Origin of the sequence: Acinetobacter sp. CIP 51.11 (assembly GCF_000369665.1) — a bacterium.
Lineage (GTDB): Bacteria > Pseudomonadota > Gammaproteobacteria > Pseudomonadales > Moraxellaceae > Acinetobacter > Acinetobacter lwoffii_S.
The window spans coordinates 1494222-1512097 of the sequence record NZ_KB850129.1 but is presented as its reverse complement, the minus strand read 5'-3'; the positions used below and the strand labels follow the sequence as shown (position 1 = coordinate 1512097).

Genomic DNA, 17876 nt, shown 5'->3' with positions numbered 1-17876 from the left:
ATTGCTATAATGTTCTATCTGCTTTGATGACCAGAAATTAAACGTCGATAAGCCAAGAAAAAGCACATGCTGCCGATCATTCCAAGATAGAGCAGTTTAGGTAAGACCAGTGCGGTAGGTACACCCATCTGATTGAGTTGAATAAACATCTGCACAATTTGGGTGGAAGGCAGGATTTCGCCAACGACTTGCATCCAGATAGGCATGGCAGCATGTGGCCAGGCCGCACCAGATAAAAAGAACAGTGGAATGGAAGTGAATACAATCACATGACCCGCACGTTCTGGCAGATCCAGAAAACTGGCAAATAGGCAGGTCATGCCAATTATCGTGTAGATAAAAACCGGAACAGCCAGTAGCATCCCGAACAGGTTGCCACCGCGCGGATAATCAAACAGCCAGAAGCTGAAACCGAATAAATAGAAACATCCCAGACAGCCAATAGTAAAGACTGCTAAACCCATTCCCATGAGTGCATTTGCGTTTAATTCTATTTTTCTTTCCCGATATACCAAAATCAGCATACTCAAACCCAAAAGAATAGTTTGGTGGATAATTAAGGGTGCAACCGCAGGAAAGACATAACTGCCATAGCCGGACAGTGGATTAAATAAAGGAATTTGATGCACAGAAAGGGCCGGTGAAAAATCCGAGACCTCACCAAAGCGTTCAGTATAGTCTGCTAAAGTTTGCTCAACCGATGTGGCTAAGCCCAGACCAATTTGTTTGGTCACTAAAAAGTTGGCTGTACTTAAATACAGTCCAATGCCACCTGTTTCACCATGCCTTAAGCTTTGCGATAAATTGTCCGGCAGCAGTAAAATGCCATCGGCTTTTTGTGACTCCACCCATTGTTTGGCTTCGGCAAAATTTCCGGTAATCGCCTGAATTTCGACATTGGGGCTTTGTGCCACCTGACCAATAATACGGGTGCTTAAGCTACTTTGTTCTTCATCGACAATAATAATCGGTAAGGCTTCAGCCTGCTGTGCCTGATAAGCGGTTGGATAAAAAAAGCTGTAAAACAAGACGGATAGAATCAGCGTGGTAAAGATCGTGCCGTGACTGACAATATCTTTGAAGCTTTGTAGATAGTAAAACCAAAGGGATTTCATGGTATTGCTCCTTTGGCGATTTTTTTAAGAAACAGATAAGCCAGCAGAGCATAAACCAAAGCATAGACCAGCAGCATTAATCCAGCTGGCAGTGAAATATACATTGGACTGCCAATCACCCATTGTTCAGTTTGTAATTTGGCATAGGGCGTAAACGGAATAATATTGGCCCAAAACTGGGTGAATAGGGGCGCATTATTTAAAGGTAAAGTCACACCGGCAAAACTTAAAGATGAACCGCCATAGACCGCAATGATGCCAAAAGATTTACTTAAATCTTTGGTCGCCAGAACCACTGCACTGCTTAAAAATGCATAGGCGCTATATAGCAGAAATTGTGCCGATAGAATCAGAGCGAGCGAGCCGGCAACAAACCAGCCGCGAATTTCAATCAGCCAGAACATCCAGGCCCAAGTCCACACACTAAAAATAGCCACATAGACCAGGTTCTTAGACAGTAATGCCATCCAGATGGATGAGTTGCTAATCCAGCTTATTAAGGTCTGTCGCTTCAGTTCCTGACCGACGGAAAATGCCACACAACAACATAGCAGTAAATGCAGAATTGCCGGAATGACATAGGGTTCCAGATAGAATTCATAATTCAGCTGCGGATTATACAGCGGCGATATTTTGATATGCGGTGACGGTGCTTCGAGAGAGGGCAGCCGGTTGCCCAGATATTGCTGTCCGCTAAATTCAGCGAGTGCTTGCAGGGTACTAACCAGCATGGCAGATGAAATGGTATTTCCGATACTGAAATAACTCTGGTTAAAGGCAATACTGATATCAGCATCCTGGGCACGAACCAGACGTTGCTCGGCGCCGCTTGGAATATGGATATAACCCCAAATTTTATTTTGATTTAGCAGGCGCTCAATCTCAGCTGTTTGTTCCGACACCATAGCAATTTTAAGAGTATGATTCAGCGCCACATGCTGATAAATGCTTTGACTCAGCGCACTCTGGTCTTGATCAATAATCGCAATCGGTAAATGATCCGGTTTCCCTTGAGCAAACATGCTGCTGAATAAAATAATCACCAGCACGGGTGCCAGCGTGACCAGACACAGATCCCATTTTTCTCGGAGCAGATAGCGCAGTTCGCGCCATATACCCGTCCACATTATCGGGTCTCTTTCAGTTTAAATAACACGCTCATCCCGACTCTGAGTTCAGGAATTGCTGGTGCGGGCACAAGATGCAGCTTAAAACTTCGTACATCATAACCGCCGGTTTGGCGTGTGGTCTTAATGGTGGCAAATTCACCTTCAGCACTGATCTGCTTGATTTTAAAAGTGGCGGTTTTATCTAGGGCGGGAATATAACCTTCAATACTGCTCATTTTCTGAAATGGGGCATATTGATCTTCACGAATATTCAGGCTCACCCACATTTGATCTTCAATCAGACTGACTACAGGGACTGCGGTGGCTACCAGCTCCGAGACTTTGCCATAGGTTTTAGACACCGTTCCGTTTACAGGTGCAACTAATTGAGTTTCTGCTTCTAAAGCATTGGCTTCATCCAGCGCAGCCTGGGCAATATCTACCTGTGCATCGGCAGAACTCTTTTGCTGCGAAGTGCTGCCACGTTTGGCACGTGCATATTGCTGATACGCCGCCTCTGTCATTTGCGCCGCTGATTGACTGGCTGCATACAATTCATCACGGCGCTGGCGTGAAATCACACCTTCCTTCAATAAATTTGCACCACGCTCATAAGAAACTTTGGCTAAATTTTGCTGTGCTTTCAGCGATTGCCAGTTGGCATACAGACTGGCGATATTTTCTTCCTGCGAGCCACGTTCAGCAGTCGATTGTAAGGCTAGCGCAGATTGTAAAGCCGCTACGGCTTGCTGTTTTTTGGCCTGAATTTCCGGGCTGTTTAAGCGCACCAGCACATCGCCTTTTTTGACCCGCTGACCTTCTTCTACATAGATTTCTTCAATACGGCTTGGCACTTTGGTCGCCACCTGAACCGTTTCAGCTTCTACACGACCCTGCAATTCCAGCGGAGCCGGTTGGTAGCTTTTCCATAATCCAAATGCGATGACTGCCAGCAGAACTGGAATCAGGGCGAGCAATAAATATTTTTTCTTTTTAGCGATTTCAGGAGCTTGTTGTTGCTCGGTCGAAGTCGTCGCGTTGTTTTCTATTTCAGTTTTTGTTTCTACCTGTTGCGCAGGCGATTTTTCTGTATCGCTGGATGAAGCCGCTTCATTCACAGGATCATTGGGCTTTTGATCTTCGTTCATGTTCGGCTCCATTAGCGAATATAGTGAGTGTTGGTATGTTGGATGTAGTTCGGAAATTCTGCAATCGAGCCATGGCTTTGTAATAGTGTGGCCAGTGACATCACATATTTGTAAGCATTCAAGGCAGTTTCGGCTCGTAGTCCGCTCAGCATATTTTGTGCATCGATGACCTGTATGGCGGTGCCCATATCTTCTTTAAAGGACAATTCTTGGATGCGTAAATTTTCCTGTGCGGCTTTCAAGTTTTGTGCCAGAAGCGCATCACTTTGCTGTGCACTGAGTGCTTCGCTATAAGATTTATAAATCAGATTTTCAATTTCCTGCTGGGTGCGTGCAGTAAGCAGTTCTGTAGCAGAGCGTTTGAGTTCGGCAGCCTGAATATTTTTATTTTTATCAATTCCGGAAAATAAGTTATAACGGGCAGCCACCCCGACAATCCAGTTTTCATTTTGATCCAGACTATATTCACCAAAAGCAAAAACATTCGGTTTTTTTGCCGCTTGCTGGGCTTTGACATTGGCTTGAGCCAATTGGGTATCCAGCTGCATTTTTTGAATCAGCGCAGAGTTCTGACTAAAGGTTTTCAGCAGATGATTTAAGGCCTGTGGCTCGGTTTTATTGACAAATAAAGGCGTTGAAAGCTCAGTGATGCTACTTTCTTGAAGCAGATTATTCAGATGGAAAAGGGCAGCATTCAAATTGGCTTGCGTGTTTTGCTGGCTGCGTTCGGCATTATTACGTGCCACTTCAAATTGCATGCGCTGGCCTTTACTGATAAAACCTTGCTGTTCCATCTTTAAGGCATTGCGATAATGCTGTTGCATGGCATTCAGGTTAAATAGTGCTGCTGCATGTAGTTGCTTTTGAAGCTGTACATTAAAATAACTTTGAATCAGTTCAAAACGCTGCGTGTCTTGCTGCTGTTTGTTGCTGAGCTGACTACGACCGACCTGAATATTGGCGATTTCTTTGGCGCTGCTTGTCAGTCCACCGGTATAAAGCGGCATCATGACTGAAATCGTAGGACGAATCACCTGGTCATCCAGCACGACATGCGAACTATCAGGAATTAAGTCCACCCCATTTTGAATAGGTTGTCTTAAACTATTTTTTAACGGGTCAGCCAGATCACCTAAGTTCAGTTCATCAATTCTATTATTGACACCATCCGTTAAGGATTGCTCTAAATTATTTTTTAATGCGCCCAAAGGTAGATCGAGTTCATTATGAAAGGCATACGCACGAACATTCAGATCGATTCGTGGCAGACCTATACCTTTCACCGCTTCAGCTTCAAGTTTTGAGGCCTGTTCCAGACTTTGATAGGCTTGGCTGCTATAAGAATTTTGCAACAACTGACGTTCAGCGTCCTGAAAGCTGATGCTCTGCGCATGAGCAAAGCTGCCATACATCATTGATGCAAGCAGATTTAAACCCCAGACAAGCTGTCTTTTATTTTTCTTTAAGTTCATAAAGTCGCTAAACTGATTTAAAGCCGGTGATGTTATCCGGCTAGTATAGATTAAAAGTTCGTAGATAGAACTAGTGTAAAGTTATAGTATTGTTTCTTTTACATCTGTATTTCAAATACTTATCGGCTGTTTTTAATGGAATATCTAGAATCAAAAAATGGCTTAATCTTGAATATTTTCAATTGTTAGTTCAAAGATGATAAAAACAGCAGGCTAAAATACTGGTCAATTTATCTTGTGAATCTACATTGATTTTTTGACTCTATCTTGACTCATAGATTGAAATAATTTTGTGCAAGACCCTGCCAGATATGGTTAAATGCCATCATTTTATTGTGTTTCACTCTGAAAGGAAAAATCATGCGCGCGTACAACTTCTGTGCTGGTCCTGCTGCATTACCGACTGCCGTACTTGAAAAAGCTCAAGCTGAAATGCTTGACTGGCACGGCAAAGGTCTTTCGATCATGGAAATGAGCCACCGTAGTGCCGACTATGTTGCCATGGCTGAAAAAGCGGAAGCAGACTTACGTAAACTCATGAATATTCCTGAGAACTACAAAGTATTGTTCTTGCAGGGTGGGGCATCATTACAGTTCTCGGCAATTCCATTGAACCTGCTTGGCAAAAACAACAAAGCAGACTATATCGATACCGGTATCTGGTCTGAAAAAGCCTTGAAAGAAGCGCAACGTTATGGCGATATCAATGTTGTAAAAGCGGGTATCCAAATTGATGGTAAATATGCGATCAGTGCACAAAGCGAATGGAACCTGTCTGCTGATGCAGCTTATGTGCATTATGCCGATAATGAAACCATTGGCGGTCTGCAATTTGCTTCAATTCCTGAAACAGATAAGCCATTAGTGTGCGATTATTCATCTAGCATTTTATCTGCACCCTTAGACGTCTCTAAATTTGGTTTGATCTATGCGGGCGCGCAAAAGAATATCGGGCCTGCTGGCTTAACGCTGGTGATCATTCGTGATGATCTACTTGATCAAGCTAAACCTGAAATTCCAAGCATCTTGAAATATGCAGATCAAGCGAAAAATGGCTCAATGGTCAACACACCATCAACTTATGCATGGTACTTATCTGGTCTGGTATTCGAGTGGTTACTGGAAAATGGTGGCGTAGAGGCCATGCACAAGGTGAACCTTGAAAAAGCTAACTTGCTTTATGGTTATATTGATCAAAGCGATTTCTATGCGAATCCAATCGCAAAAGCAAACCGTTCAATCATGAATGTACCATTTACCTTGGCCAATGCTGATCTTGAGAAACAGTTCCTGAAAGAAGCCGAAGCGCAGCATTTATTGAATCTTGCCGGTCACCGTTCAGTGGGTGGTATGCGCGCAAGTATTTATAATGCTGTGCCTTTAGAAGGCGTGCAGGCATTGGTGAACTTTATGGATGACTTTGCCAAACGCAATGGTTAATTCCTGAAACGAAAAAACCCAGCACAGGCTGGGTTTTTTTTATGAGTACAATAATTTTAGAAAATAAAAGTATGCAGGATGAATCCGCAGATCAGCATCCCCAACATGAAAAAAAGGCAGGACATCATATCAATATTATAGCGGGAGCTAAGATGATGCTCGACCTGTTGTAATGTTTCTTCTTGCACGATTTTCATAGATATTTATTGTCCGATCTATTTATCGTTAATACTAATTTGTTGTGAGTATTTTTATCATAAAAAATTGATTAAATAAAGTACATTTTTAATTAAAGAGCATAAATTTTCATTTTTATTTAAATATTAGATTTGTATGACAACAGATTATTTATATGAGAAATCAATCGCTTATTTTTACAAGGTTTTTAGGGTTATTTTAAATATTTAAAATGAATTTATTTGAATTTAAAAATGTGGATAACTCGGTTTTTAATGAATTTAAATAGATTATTAAGCCAGAAAATATGTATAAAAAATAATCAAAAATTAAAATGACAAATAAGGATATAGATGGATTAAAAGAAGATACCCATCAAAATGAATATCTTCTTTTTCTGTTTGAACTTAGGCCGCTTTTCTATAAATATTGGCCTGAATCCACAAGTTGCCACGAATATACTGGCCAATCTGGAAGTCTCTGTACTGGTCATTCCGCGTTGCAATCCGGATCAAGGTCGCAGGCTGGCCTTCATCATGAATGAGGGTGACATCATACAGGGTATAGTCCTGACCCATAAACTGCATAGTCGTTTTACCGACAATATTGCCCTGGAACCAGGCTTCATCTTCCTGACCCATGGTTTCGCCGTATAGATAAGCCACCATTTTAGAAAAATCTACGGTTACAGGTTCTTTATCTTCTTCGCACTGCGGCTGCCAGGCATCAATCTGTTCCTGCAAATTATCCGGTGCTACACCATTATTGGCAGCCAGAATATCATTCAAGGCACGGTGGTGCTTGATCGAAGCCGGATCATCAACCACCAGATGCTCATGATCTGCGACCGCTTCAAGTTCATAGGCCCAGCCATTCAGATTCACCACATAGGACTGGTCTTTTTCATAATGCGGATGATTGACGCTATACAGGTTATCGAAAGCGTAAATAATATTATTAGCACCCAGATTCAGGCGCAATACAGCCTGAGTATTGGATTTACAGCTAATAATCCGGTCAATCGTGGCTTTCACCTGATAAGGACTGTCAAAGCACGGAAATGCAGTTTTTACTGCTTGAGGTTTGTTGTTTTCGACGGCAATCACTTGACTCAACTGTACCGCAGCTTTGCTCGGTCCCTGAATCAGCCAGGTCTCTGCATCCATATCACATTCTTGTGTACAAAGGCCCATCGGCATGATTGGTTCATCAAGAGCTTTGCCTAACCACTGTGGAACATCTGTGCCAGGGTTGTCGGTGAGCAAGGTCCAATGTTCGACATGACTACCGAAATTTTGATCATCAATGGTGATGATCTCTGGGCTATTCTGATTTTTCATATGCACAATTGATCTTGGATGATGTATTTATAGTTAATCGAGGGTCATTGCGATTTTTCAAGTCAATCGAATGAATTTTAAAATTAAAATGCCAGTCAAATGAAGTCAATTTTTTTTCTCGCGTGAATCATGCCAGTTTTACCGGGCACATACTTTTTAAAATATTGATGACAGATGCAATGAAAATGGAGCGATTTAATCATCAACCTGATCACTGCAATTTGCTAGAATAACCATGATTTATACCTTAATGGGAAGCCCTGTGTTGCCATTCAAACTTTGGGTCGATGCCGATGCATTGCCCCGTATGCTGCGAGATGTGATTATTCGTGCTTCGGATCGCTATCAGCTGGAAGTCACTTTTGTTGCCAATCAGCCAGTCGGAATCACACCTTCGGTCAGAATTAATTCAATTCAGGTGATGAGTGGGGCGGATGCGGCAGATAAAGAAATTATTCTGCGCATGAAAGAGCATGATATTGTCATGACCCAAGATATTCCCTTGGCTGCGGAAGTGATTGAAAAAGGCGGTATTGCGATTCATCCCCGTGGTGAAATTTATACTACGGCCAATGTGAAAGCGCGCTTACACCTGCGCGATTTTATGGACAGCCTACGCGGAGCTGGCGTGCAAACGGGCGGTCCGCCACCGATTTCAGAGCGGGATAAACGCGAATTTTCCAGTGCACTCGATCAGACCATCCAAAAACAAAAACGTAAAACTTCCGCGCTTTAAGCCTTATTCAGAGTGACTCGCATGCCCACACAAACCAATATGATTGCCACCTATCTTTTATTGGTTTTTATCTGGGCGACGACACCGCTGGCTATCGTCTGGAGTGTGACGGATTTGCATCCGCTCTGGGCCCTGGCATTGCGCTTCTTTCTGGCTTTGCCTTTTGCATTTGCCTTGTTGTGGCTATTTAAAACCCGTTTTCCCTTAGATAAATTATCCATGCACAGTTACCTGGCTGGTGCATGCAGTTTTATCGGCTCACAGATTTTCACTTATCTGGCCACGGATTATCTGAGTTCAGGCATTATTGCCCTGATGTTCGGACTGGCGCCGATTATTACCGGTTTAATTGGCCGTTTTGTATTTCAGCTTAAGCTCTATCCTTCGCAGTGGGGTGGTATGGCGATTGCCTTGCTGGGTCTGGGCATTATCTGTGTCGGTGGCAAAGATCAGCATATTCAGCCGATTGGCATAGGCCTGATGTTGCTCAGTGTTTTTATTTACTGTGTTTCGATGTTCTGGGTGAAAAAAGTTAATGCACCTCTCGAACCTATGGCACAAGCGGCTGGTTCTATTGCTGTTTCAGCGGTCATGGCCTGTACCATGTTGCCATTTATCTGGCAATTTGCACCAACCCAGATCCCACAGGCAAAATCGCTGATTGGACTCAGTTATGCTGTAATCATGGCTTCCCTGATTGCGATGTTCTGTTATTTTAAACTGGTGCAGAAAATCAAGGCGACCACTTTGTCATTGACCACCGTATTGACGCCGATGCTGGCCTTATTTGTCGGGGTGATTCTGAATGATGAAAAATTATCGGGTGGAGCAGTCTTTGGCGTCGTTATCTTACTGGCTGGTTTGTTGTTATATTTTTCCAGAGAAATTAAAGCGAGCTATAACGCTCGCCTTTCATCACCCAGCAGCACTGACTAAAGCAGTAATTTAAACAAAGTGAGCCTTGACGCATTCACCCAGTTTGACACGGTCTTGGGGATGCATGGTAATAAAATATGCACCAGTCCGATATTTGCCATTTTCTTCTTCGCGACTGTAGGCCACCTGAGCGGTTGCTGCAATATGGAAGAAATTTTCCGGATGACTCAAAGTCACGTGCAGATAGGTGCCTTCAGCGATAGGGCGCTCATTAAAGAAACTAAAACCGGTTTCTGAAAAGTTCACTTGCTCTGGCACAGGTAACATGCTTTGTACAATTGCGTCATACAAAGAACCGGTAATAAGGTTTAACTTTTGATTAAATAAGGATAAGATTCGAGCAATTTGTTGATCTTTTTCAGATAATTGTTCTAATTCGTAGTTAACCGCATGATCAAATTGATCTAGTTCTGCAAGTAGTAGAAAATAGCGGGGCAAGACGAAGTTAGGATCGTAAGGATCATTCAAGGCAACATCATCGGAAATAATCTGATAATTAATTCGTAAGGCAGCATCGATTCGAGACATGACGCGTCTTTCCGTAAATCCGTTTGGATGCTGTACATTTTCCATAATTTATTACCTCGGACTAGATGGTTATGTTCAAACCAATCTCGCTGTATATAGGGTTGAAATATACTCGCGCACGGCGTAGTAACCACTTCATTTCTTTTATCGCGTTGGTCTCAATGATCGGCCTCACACTCGGTGTGGCAGTCCTCATTACAGTGTTGTCTGTGATGAACGGTTTTGACCGAGAGTTAAAGAATCGTGTCTTAGGAATGATACCTCAAGCGACTGTTTCCTCAACACAAATTTTAACAAATTGGCCAGAACTTGCAAAGCAAATTGAAGGGCATGAGCATGTTCAGGGAGTCGCACCTTTTACTCAATTACAAGGCATGCTGACCGCACAGGGTCAGGTCGCCGGCATTATGGTCAGCGGGATTGAACCCGAGTATGAGAAAAAAGTTTCAATTATACAAAACCATATGGTTGAGGGCAGTATCGACAGCCTGAAAAAAGGTGAATTTGGTATTGTTTTGGGCAAGCAAATGACCGATGCCATGGGTGTGGGTTTAAATGACAATATTACTCTGGTTTTGCCAGAAGCCACCCCATCACCAGCTGGTGTCGTCCCGCGTTTCAAGCGTTTTAAAGTGGTGGGAATCTTCAGTATTGGTGCTGAAGTTGACTCGATGATGGGTTATATCGCTTTAAATGATGCCTCGACCTTGCTGCGTCTACCGGATGGTGCGCAGGGTGTGCGTATGAAGCTGGATGATATTTTCCTGGCACCACAAGTGTCTCAGGAAATTGTGCGTGATTTGCCGGGGAATTTCTATGCTTCGGACTGGACTTATACCCATGGTAATCTGTTCAGCGCGATTCAGATGGAAAAAGCCATGGTCAGCCTGCTTTTATTCCTGATCGTTCTAGTCGCGGCATTTAATATTGTGTCTTCACTGGTGATGGTGGTGACGGATAAAAAATCGGACATTGCCATTTTAAGGACTTTGGGGGCTTCACCTGCCACCATTACCAAAATCTTTATGGTGCAAGGTACCGTGATTGGGGTGATTGGAACTTGTGCAGGGGCCATCCTCGGGATTATTGCGGCAACCAGTATCAGTAGCTTTATTGGCTGGCTCAACAATACTTTAGGCCTGAATATGTTTGATGCCTATTTTATTAACTACTTACCTTCGTATCTGCGCTGGCAGGATGTCTTGGTGATTGTAGGCTTGTCACTGGCACTCAGTTTTGTCGCGACAATTTATCCGGCTTTACGTGCAGCAAAAATTCAACCGGCAGAGGCTTTGCGTTATGAGTAATCTGATTTTAGATGCCCAGAATATTCACAAATCCTTTACCGATGGCAAGGCCACTGTCGATGTGATTCGCGGCTTGTCGCTACAGGTAAAAGCAGGTGAGTTTGTTTCGATTGTAGGTTCAAGTGGTTCAGGCAAAAGTACCTTATTACATGTTTTGGGTGGATTGGATCGCCCGACGTCAGGTCAGGTCATGGTGAATGGCCGCCGTTTTGATACCTTGTCTGAAGCAGAACGCGGTTATGTGCGGAATGAGCATTTGGGCTTTGTTTATCAGTTTCATCACCTGTTGCCAGAATTTACGGCACTGGAAAATGTGGCTATGCCGCTGATGTTACGCGACAACATGAAGTTTAAGGAAGCCAAACAGCAGGCCGAATATTTGCTGGAACGTGTTGGTCTTTCGCATCGTCTGACTCACAAGCCGGGTGAATTATCCGGAGGTGAGCGTCAGCGTGTAGCTTTGGCGCGTGCAGTGGTCGGTAAACCTAAACTGATGATGGCCGATGAACCGACCGGAAATCTGGATCGCAAGACTGCAGCAAAGATTTTTGAACTGCTGACCGAATTACAACGTGAGTTCAATATGGCGATGCTGATAGTGACGCACGATGAACAGCTGGCCCATGCAGCAGATCGGATTTTACATATGCAGGATGGTCTCTGGATTGAACCATAAATAACGAGAATATTAGCATTTGATTGAAGCTCACTCCGGTGGGCTTTATTATTGGGCAAAATAATAACAAGATAGAACAAGATTCAATGTTGCAGTGGCTGTGTATCGGCTGGATTTTAGGCCTTGCCTGTATGGGGAAAAGTTTCCTGTCTGTTCAACTGAGCGGGACGGTAGTTTTGATCGTTGCGCTGTTGTGGTATATGGGTTGCCATAAATTAAAGTTCATTTCGAATACACCGCTGCGAAGCCTGTTGATCACTGGGTCCGGCCTGCTTTTAGGACTGTTTTTAGGCCACGCTTATGCCAATCTGCAATTGGCTGAACGTTTATCCAAGCGAGAGCACGAGGTCTTTGAAAAAGAAATCGTGGTGTATATTAAAGAGCTGAATAAACTGGGCGATCAGAATATCCAGCAAGCCTTACATGTGCTTAACCCTGATGGCACTACAGTTAAGTGGATGGGTTTTCTGCCAATCTCAGATCCTGCTACATCCAGATTGGTAAATGATGAAACCAAACAGCAGACTCTTGAACTGGGACACTATTATTTATTACAAGGCCAGATTCGACCTAACCATAGTTATGCCGCACCGGGTGCTTTTGATGCAGAAAAGTGGGCATTGCAGCAAAATGTTATGGCCGGATTTAGGATTAAACATATCCGAGAGTTGCAACTGCAACAACTCTATGCACTAGGTCATGCTCAACATTTACGTCAGCAGAAAAATTTGAATCAGCGATTTTTGCTTTGGGTAGAACAGCAGCGACTGGCCTTAAGAGAGTTTGTGGCCAGACAACCCGTACAGCAGAAAGGCTTGTTACTGGCTCTATTAAGTGGTGATGAAAGTTTGTTGGATCAATCAACTGAGCAGAAATTCCAGCGTTTTGGCATGAGCCATTTACTGGCGATTTCCGGACCACATGTGCTGATCTTTGCCTTTATCGTCTGTGGCACCTTGCAATATCTGATTTCAAGGTACGCACCGCAGATTTATCTGAAATGGCCAAGGCAGTATTTTTTGAGTCTGCCTTTTTTGTTATGTGTATTACTGTATTGTGCCTTTGTCGGTTTTGAGATTCCGGCGCTACGCACTTTACTGATTTGTGTGATTGTGACTTTCACCCTGCTGCTCAGGCAAAGTGTGCAGCCATTAAAATTGCTGATTTTAAGTGCTGCCTTATTGTTGCTCTTTGATCCTTTTAGTATTTTGTCGGCCGCATTCTGGTTGTCTTATGGGGCTTGTTTTGTCTTGCTGCGAATCTATCAAACCATTCAGCAGCAACCGAATCAAACAATACAAACAGCATTACAACGTCTGTATTTTGCAATGAAAGTTTTAGTGGAGTCGCAGTGGAAAATTTTTCTGGCCTTGTTTCCCTTAATGATGCTGTTTTTTAAGCAGGTGGCTTGTATTACCCCGCTAAGCAACCTAGTAGCCATCCCGTGGATTGGCCTGCTAATAGTTCCCGTAGATATTCTGGCGGCTTTATTATTTTTCATTTCTGAACCACTTTCGAGTCTGCTGTTTCAGCTCAATGATATTTTTATTCATATACTGCTGGCATTTTTGAATCTGCTTGATCAGCTGTTTGCGCCCCAATTGATTCCGGTGGCTATGAATGTCTGGATGATTGCTCTATGTATTTTGGGCTTGTTAATTGTCTTTTTACCACGGGGCTTAGTACCCAAAAGTTGGACAGCACTTGCCTGTGTACCGCTGTGCATTCCTCAAATTAATCAGCATGCATTTCAGCTGTCTGTTCTGGATGTCGGGCAGGGACAGGCCATTTTCATTCGGGATGGGCAAAAGAGCATGATGATTGATATGGGCGGCTATTATGATGAAGAAAAATTCAGTATTGGTCGGCAAGTGATTATGCCGTTTTTGTCTGTGCAAGGTGTTGGAGAACTGGATCAACTGATTTTGACCCATATGGATCAGGATCATAGCGGTGCATATCACAGCATTAAAGATCAACTAAACATCCGACAAGTGTCATCCAATCAGATGCCTGAAACAGCTGCTTCTTCAAGCTTTCAGTTTTGTTATGCAGGACAGCAATGGCAATGGTCTGAGACGATTAACTTTAAAATTCTGGCACCTCGGCAGCAGCAGTTAAATACGCCAAACTTCAATAAAAATGACCGGTCGTGCGTGATATATCTGCAAGTTAAAAATGCCGGACCGTATCAAAACTTTTTACTGATGGGCGATGCGGGCTGGGAGACTGAATATCAACTGCTCCAAGACTATCCCGAACTTCAGGTCGATGTGCTGGTACTCGGCCATCATGGCAGTCAGCACAGTTCAGCCTATCAATTTTTAGAAGTTTTGCAGCCTAAACTGGCGATTGCCTCGGCTGGGAAATTTAATCGTTATGGCCACCCGAGCCAACTGACGCAGCAACGGTTAAAAGCTCTTAATATTCCCTTATTGACCACGGCAGAACAGGGGAGTGTGCACTTCCAGCAACAAGGCTCAGAACTGGTGCTTTCTGCCGAACGACATGAATGGCAGTGGTTGTATCGTCAGCCTTTAAGTCACTGATTCCAGTATGGACGAAACTTCATGTAGTTCTTGAGTTCTTAATGCATTTACTTTGCCCAAGGCTTGTTCATGTTCAAGCTTATAGAGATTTCCCAAGTCTTGATGCGCATTAAAGCGTTTATAGCTCCAATGATAATGTTCCGGATGGCGACGAATTAAATTTTCAATACTATTGATAATGACTTGCGTGCCTTGATTAGCATTGCCACTATAAATTTTTTCATCGACCGTTTCGATAAAAATATCGAATCCATCTTCAGTATTACGTAGAGCATATAAAAACAGGGCACGCGCTTTGGTCTTTTGAATCAGCTTGGCACTCAAATTACTGGTGGCCAAAGGCACGCCGAAATAGGGAATATATTCACCACCGATATTCGGGGTATGATCCGGCAGGATGACCGTAGTGCCGCCTTGTTTTAAGGCCTTAAAAATCTGACGGACGCCAGATTCATCGGTCGGTACCAGATGCGCCTGTTCCCGGCTACGGGCAGCCCGTACAAATTGATCTGCAGCCTGATTTTTCACAGGTTTATACATAATGGTCATTGAAGTGAACTGGGCAATATAGGCATTCATAATTTCCCAGGTACCAAAATGCGGCACAATTAAAACCAGACCTTTATTTTGTGCAAGGGCATCATGAAGTAGATCTTCGCCAATGACGCGATGAACGCGTTTAAGATTTTTCTGATTGCTTGAGCCCCAAATAGTAAAGAACTCGAAATATGACATTAATTCATTGCGAACCGCAGCATGGTTAATCTGTTCACGTTCCTGGCCGGACAGTTCAGAAAGACTGATTTCAAGGTTGAGACGAATAACTTCCGAAGTTTTAGTGACTTTAAAGCTGTTCACAATAAAGGCCAGAATACGGGCCATCCAGCGAGAAACCGGAAGCGGTTGGCGGCTAATGTATTTGAGTAATCCGTAAGCTGAATTCCGTGAGCCCTGTTTCGTCATTGATTTCGTCTAAGTACAAAAAAAGAGAACAAAATTTATTATAGGCGAAAACGTTTTGTTTAGACAGAATTACCCGATTCAGTGTATATAATGGATTCAATATAAATCAATTTATTGGATTATTTATGTCCGATTGGCCACCAAAACCTGAAAATCAAATACAAAATACGCAACAGCCAGTTCAACCGACTGGTCCGGAATGGAAACTGCTGGAAAAAGCAGTTTTAGCTTCTGTGGAAGAGCAGCGCCGTGCGCGCCGTTGGGGAATTTTCTTTAAATTTCTGACTTTTGCTTATCTGCTTGTCGTCATTCTGGCGCTAGGCAAAAGCTGTAGTTCAGTTTCTTCAGATGCTAGCGCTGCTGCGGGTTCGCATATCGCAGTCGTGGATATTGTGGGTACAATTGCAGCCGACAAGCAGAGCGTCAACAGTAGCAATACCATCAAATCATTGAAAAAAGCCTTTGAAAATAAACAAAGTAAAGCAGTGGTGCTGAATATCAACTCACCTGGCGGTTCACCGGTACAGTCGGATGAAATCTGGCAGGAAATTCAGTATCTGAAAAAACAGCATCCTGGGAAAAAACTGTATGCCGTGATTGGCGATACGGGGGCTTCAGGCGCTTATTATATTGCTTCAGCTGCGGATGAAATTATTGTCAATCCATCGAGCCTGGTCGGTTCAATTGGGGTGATCATGCCGAATTATGGCGTGACTAATCTATTGCAAAAATTAGGTGTCGAAGATCGCACCATGACCTCAGGCGAAAATAAAGCTTTGCTGTCGATGACTCAGCCAGTTGATCTTGCCCAAAAAGCTCATGTACAGGGTGTGCTGGATAATGTGCATGGTCACTTTATTAATGCAGTGAAACAGGGGCGTGGGGCTAAGTTGAAATCCAATGACCCTGCCATTTTCTCTGGCTTGTTCTGGACCGGTGATCAGGCGGTGAAATTAGGTATCGCAGACCGTATTGGCAGTTTAAATACTTTAAAACGTGAACTTAAAACTGAAAAAGCGTTGAATTACACCATTGAATATAGTCCATTTGAATCCGTCTTGGGTCGTATGGGTTCATCGATTGGGGATGGAATTGCTTCTTCGGTTGCACAAAAGCTTCAGTCAGAAAATAGTACAACACTGCAATGAAACCACTGATTCATTTCGCGCACGCCAATGGCGTGCCATCCAAAGTCTATCAAAAACTGTTTGATGGATTACAAGATGATTACGATATTATCTATGTGCCGCTTTTAGGGCCAGACAAGCGTTACCCGGTTGATAACCACTGGAAAAGCCTGACCCAGCAAGTGATTGACAGTATTGTACGTCAGTCACATGGGCGACCCGTCATTGGTCTGGGGCATTCTTTGGGATCCGTGTTAACTCTGCAGGCGGCTTTACAGCGCCCGGAACTGTTTTCACAAATGATCATGCTGGACCCGCCCATGATTATGGGCAAAGAAGCCTTTGCCTTACATATTGCAAAGACTTTGCGCTTAAAAGCATTGGATAAAATGTCTCCAGCAGGTCTGTCGAAACGCCGTCGTGACCATTGGGATTCACGTGAACAAGCCGCTGAATTGCTGCGCCCTAAAGGTTTTTATCAGGATTTTGATGCGGATTGTTTCCAAGCTTATATTGACCATGCCTTGCAGGAGGATCCCATCCGGGGTGGAGTAGAACTCACTATCCCTAAAAGGGATGAGGTCGCAGTCTTTAGAACCAATCCGTCGCTATGGTGGTTGCCTCAGGCAAAACCAAAAATTCCTGTGCATTTGGTCGTTGCCGAGAAAGGTCCATTTCTGGCCCGCAAGTTCCCGCAGCAAGTGCAAAAGAAGTTTGGTATTCCTTTTACCGTAGTCGATGGCGGGCATATGTTTCCATTAGAGAGACCGCAAGAAACTGTTGAACTAATTAAACAATTAATTCAAAGGTAAGAATGGAAAAATTTATAGCTCTTTTAGGTGTATCTAGTCTTAGTGCTTTTCTAGTTATTTTTGTTTTATGGTTGTGCAAAAATTGGTTTTTAACTCGGTTAACTGAGTCAATTAAACATGATTATTCAATGAAATTGGAAGAGTACAAATACAATATAGAAATTCGTCGTAAAGCTGAGCAAGTAGCTAAATTACTAGCCTTATGGATAGAAAGACCTCTGGAAAGGGAAGAATTAAACAGACTGACCTTTGAGTGCTTTTTATGGCTGCCAGATGATATAGCTCAAGATCTAAGTAAATTATTTAATTATCAGGAAGAAGACAGTATTACTATCAGATCTGTTTTATTCAAAATAAGATAACATTTACTAAAAGAGTCTGAGGATAATCAAAAAGTTCTAAAAGATTTTGAAATTATAGTATTTTCTAAAAAATAAAAAA

General features: G+C 43.1%; 17 protein-coding genes. 10 read left to right on the top strand and 7 right to left on the bottom strand.

Translation table 11 applies throughout. The features are described from left to right. Positions 1-14: 14 nt before the first annotated feature. From F894_RS10945 to F894_RS10930, 4 genes are read right to left on the bottom strand one after another with little or no spacing between them, the layout of a single operon-like run. Positions 15-1115 (bottom strand): ABC transporter permease, encoded by a 1101-nt coding sequence (locus F894_RS10945; RefSeq protein ID WP_005247646.1) that lies wholly within the window; start codon positions 1113-1115, stop codon positions 15-17. Further along, entirely contained in the window at positions 1112-2242 is a 1131-nt protein-coding gene (locus F894_RS10940) for an ABC transporter permease (RefSeq protein WP_005247644.1), read from the bottom strand. The genes F894_RS10945 and F894_RS10940 overlap by 4 nt, the downstream gene beginning before the upstream one ends. Further along, the gene (locus F894_RS10935; protein WP_005247641.1) at positions 2242-3372 is read right to left on the bottom strand and encodes an HlyD family secretion protein; all 1131 of its coding nucleotides are present in this window, start codon (positions 3370-3372) and stop codon (positions 2242-2244) included. The genes F894_RS10940 and F894_RS10935 overlap by 1 nt, the downstream gene beginning before the upstream one ends. An 11-nt stretch (positions 3373-3383) precedes the next feature. Continuing rightward, positions 3384-4844: a TolC family protein gene (locus F894_RS10930; protein ID WP_005247639.1), complete on the bottom strand. Its 1461-nt coding sequence runs from the start codon at positions 4842-4844 to the stop codon at positions 3384-3386. A gap of 360 nt (positions 4845-5204) precedes the next feature. Here F894_RS10930 and serC point away from each other — a divergent pair, with 360 nt between their 5' ends. Beyond that, the gene (gene serC / locus F894_RS10925) at positions 5205-6284 is read left to right on the top strand and encodes a 3-phosphoserine/phosphohydroxythreonine transaminase (protein WP_005247638.1); all 1080 of its coding nucleotides are present in this window, start codon (positions 5205-5207) and stop codon (positions 6282-6284) included. Between the two features lie 41 nt (positions 6285-6325). After that, positions 6326-6457, top strand: a complete 132-nt coding sequence (locus tag F894_RS15375) for a hypothetical protein (protein ID WP_017397656.1) — start codon at positions 6326-6328, stop codon at positions 6455-6457. 411 nt (positions 6458-6868) lie between these two features. Here F894_RS15375 and F894_RS10920 read toward each other — a convergent pair whose 3' ends face one another. Then, positions 6869-7801: a hypothetical protein gene (locus F894_RS10920; protein ID WP_005247636.1), complete on the bottom strand. Its 933-nt coding sequence runs from the start codon at positions 7799-7801 to the stop codon at positions 6869-6871. A 250-nt stretch (positions 7802-8051) separates the two neighbouring features. Here F894_RS10920 and F894_RS10915 point away from each other — a divergent pair, with 250 nt between their 5' ends. Both F894_RS10915 and F894_RS10910 read left to right on the top strand, forming a co-directional pair. After that, a complete protein-coding gene (locus F894_RS10915) occupies positions 8052-8537 on the top strand; it encodes a YaiI/YqxD family protein (RefSeq protein WP_171054293.1) in 486 nt (161 codons plus the stop codon). A gap of 21 nt (positions 8538-8558) precedes the next feature. After that, a complete protein-coding gene (locus F894_RS10910) occupies positions 8559-9473 on the top strand; it encodes a DMT family transporter (protein WP_004645697.1) in 915 nt (304 codons plus the stop codon). A gap of 9 nt (positions 9474-9482) precedes the next feature. Here the strand turns inward: F894_RS10910 and F894_RS10905 are convergent, their stop codons facing one another. Continuing rightward, complete coding sequence (locus F894_RS10905) at positions 9483-10046, bottom strand: PilZ domain-containing protein (RefSeq protein WP_004279140.1); 564 nt, start codon at positions 10044-10046, stop codon at positions 9483-9485. Between the two features lie 26 nt (positions 10047-10072). Between F894_RS10905 and F894_RS10900 the strand changes: the two genes are divergently transcribed. The 3 genes from F894_RS10900 to F894_RS10890 all read left to right on the top strand — a co-directional run bounded on the left by F894_RS10900 (position 10073) and on the right by F894_RS10890 (position 14533). Beyond that, positions 10073-11308, top strand: coding sequence for a lipoprotein-releasing ABC transporter permease subunit (locus F894_RS10900; RefSeq protein WP_004645695.1), 1236 nt, complete (start codon positions 10073-10075; stop codon positions 11306-11308). Beyond that, positions 11301-11984, top strand: a complete 684-nt coding sequence (gene lolD, locus F894_RS10895; protein WP_004645694.1) for a lipoprotein-releasing ABC transporter ATP-binding protein LolD — start codon at positions 11301-11303, stop codon at positions 11982-11984. The genes F894_RS10900 and lolD overlap by 8 nt, the downstream gene beginning before the upstream one ends. A gap of 86 nt (positions 11985-12070) precedes the next feature. Further along, a complete protein-coding gene (locus F894_RS10890; protein WP_005247634.1) occupies positions 12071-14533 on the top strand; it encodes a DNA internalization-related competence protein ComEC/Rec2 in 2463 nt (820 codons plus the stop codon). On the opposite strand, the gene F894_RS10885 is transcribed toward F894_RS10890, so the two are convergent. Next, positions 14522-15496, bottom strand: coding sequence for a lysophospholipid acyltransferase family protein (locus F894_RS10885; RefSeq protein ID WP_005247632.1), 975 nt, complete (start codon positions 15494-15496; stop codon positions 14522-14524). The two genes, F894_RS10890 and F894_RS10885, sit on opposite strands and share 12 nt — an antisense overlap. Before the next feature lie 125 nt (positions 15497-15621). Here F894_RS10885 and sppA point away from each other — a divergent pair, with 125 nt between their 5' ends. Genes sppA through F894_RS10870 form a run of 3 tightly spaced genes read left to right on the top strand, consistent with a single transcriptional unit; the run spans position 15622 to position 17797 of the window. Then, a complete protein-coding gene (gene sppA, locus F894_RS10880) occupies positions 15622-16644 on the top strand; it encodes a signal peptide peptidase SppA (RefSeq protein ID WP_005247631.1) in 1023 nt (340 codons plus the stop codon). Further along, complete coding sequence (locus tag F894_RS10875) at positions 16641-17435, top strand: alpha/beta fold hydrolase (protein WP_005247629.1); 795 nt, start codon at positions 16641-16643, stop codon at positions 17433-17435. Before sppA ends, F894_RS10875 begins: the two co-directional genes overlap by 4 nt. Positions 17436-17437: 2 nt before the next feature. Beyond that, the gene (locus tag F894_RS10870) at positions 17438-17797 is read left to right on the top strand and encodes a hypothetical protein (RefSeq protein ID WP_005247626.1); all 360 of its coding nucleotides are present in this window, start codon (positions 17438-17440) and stop codon (positions 17795-17797) included. Positions 17798-17876: the final 79 nt, after the last annotated feature.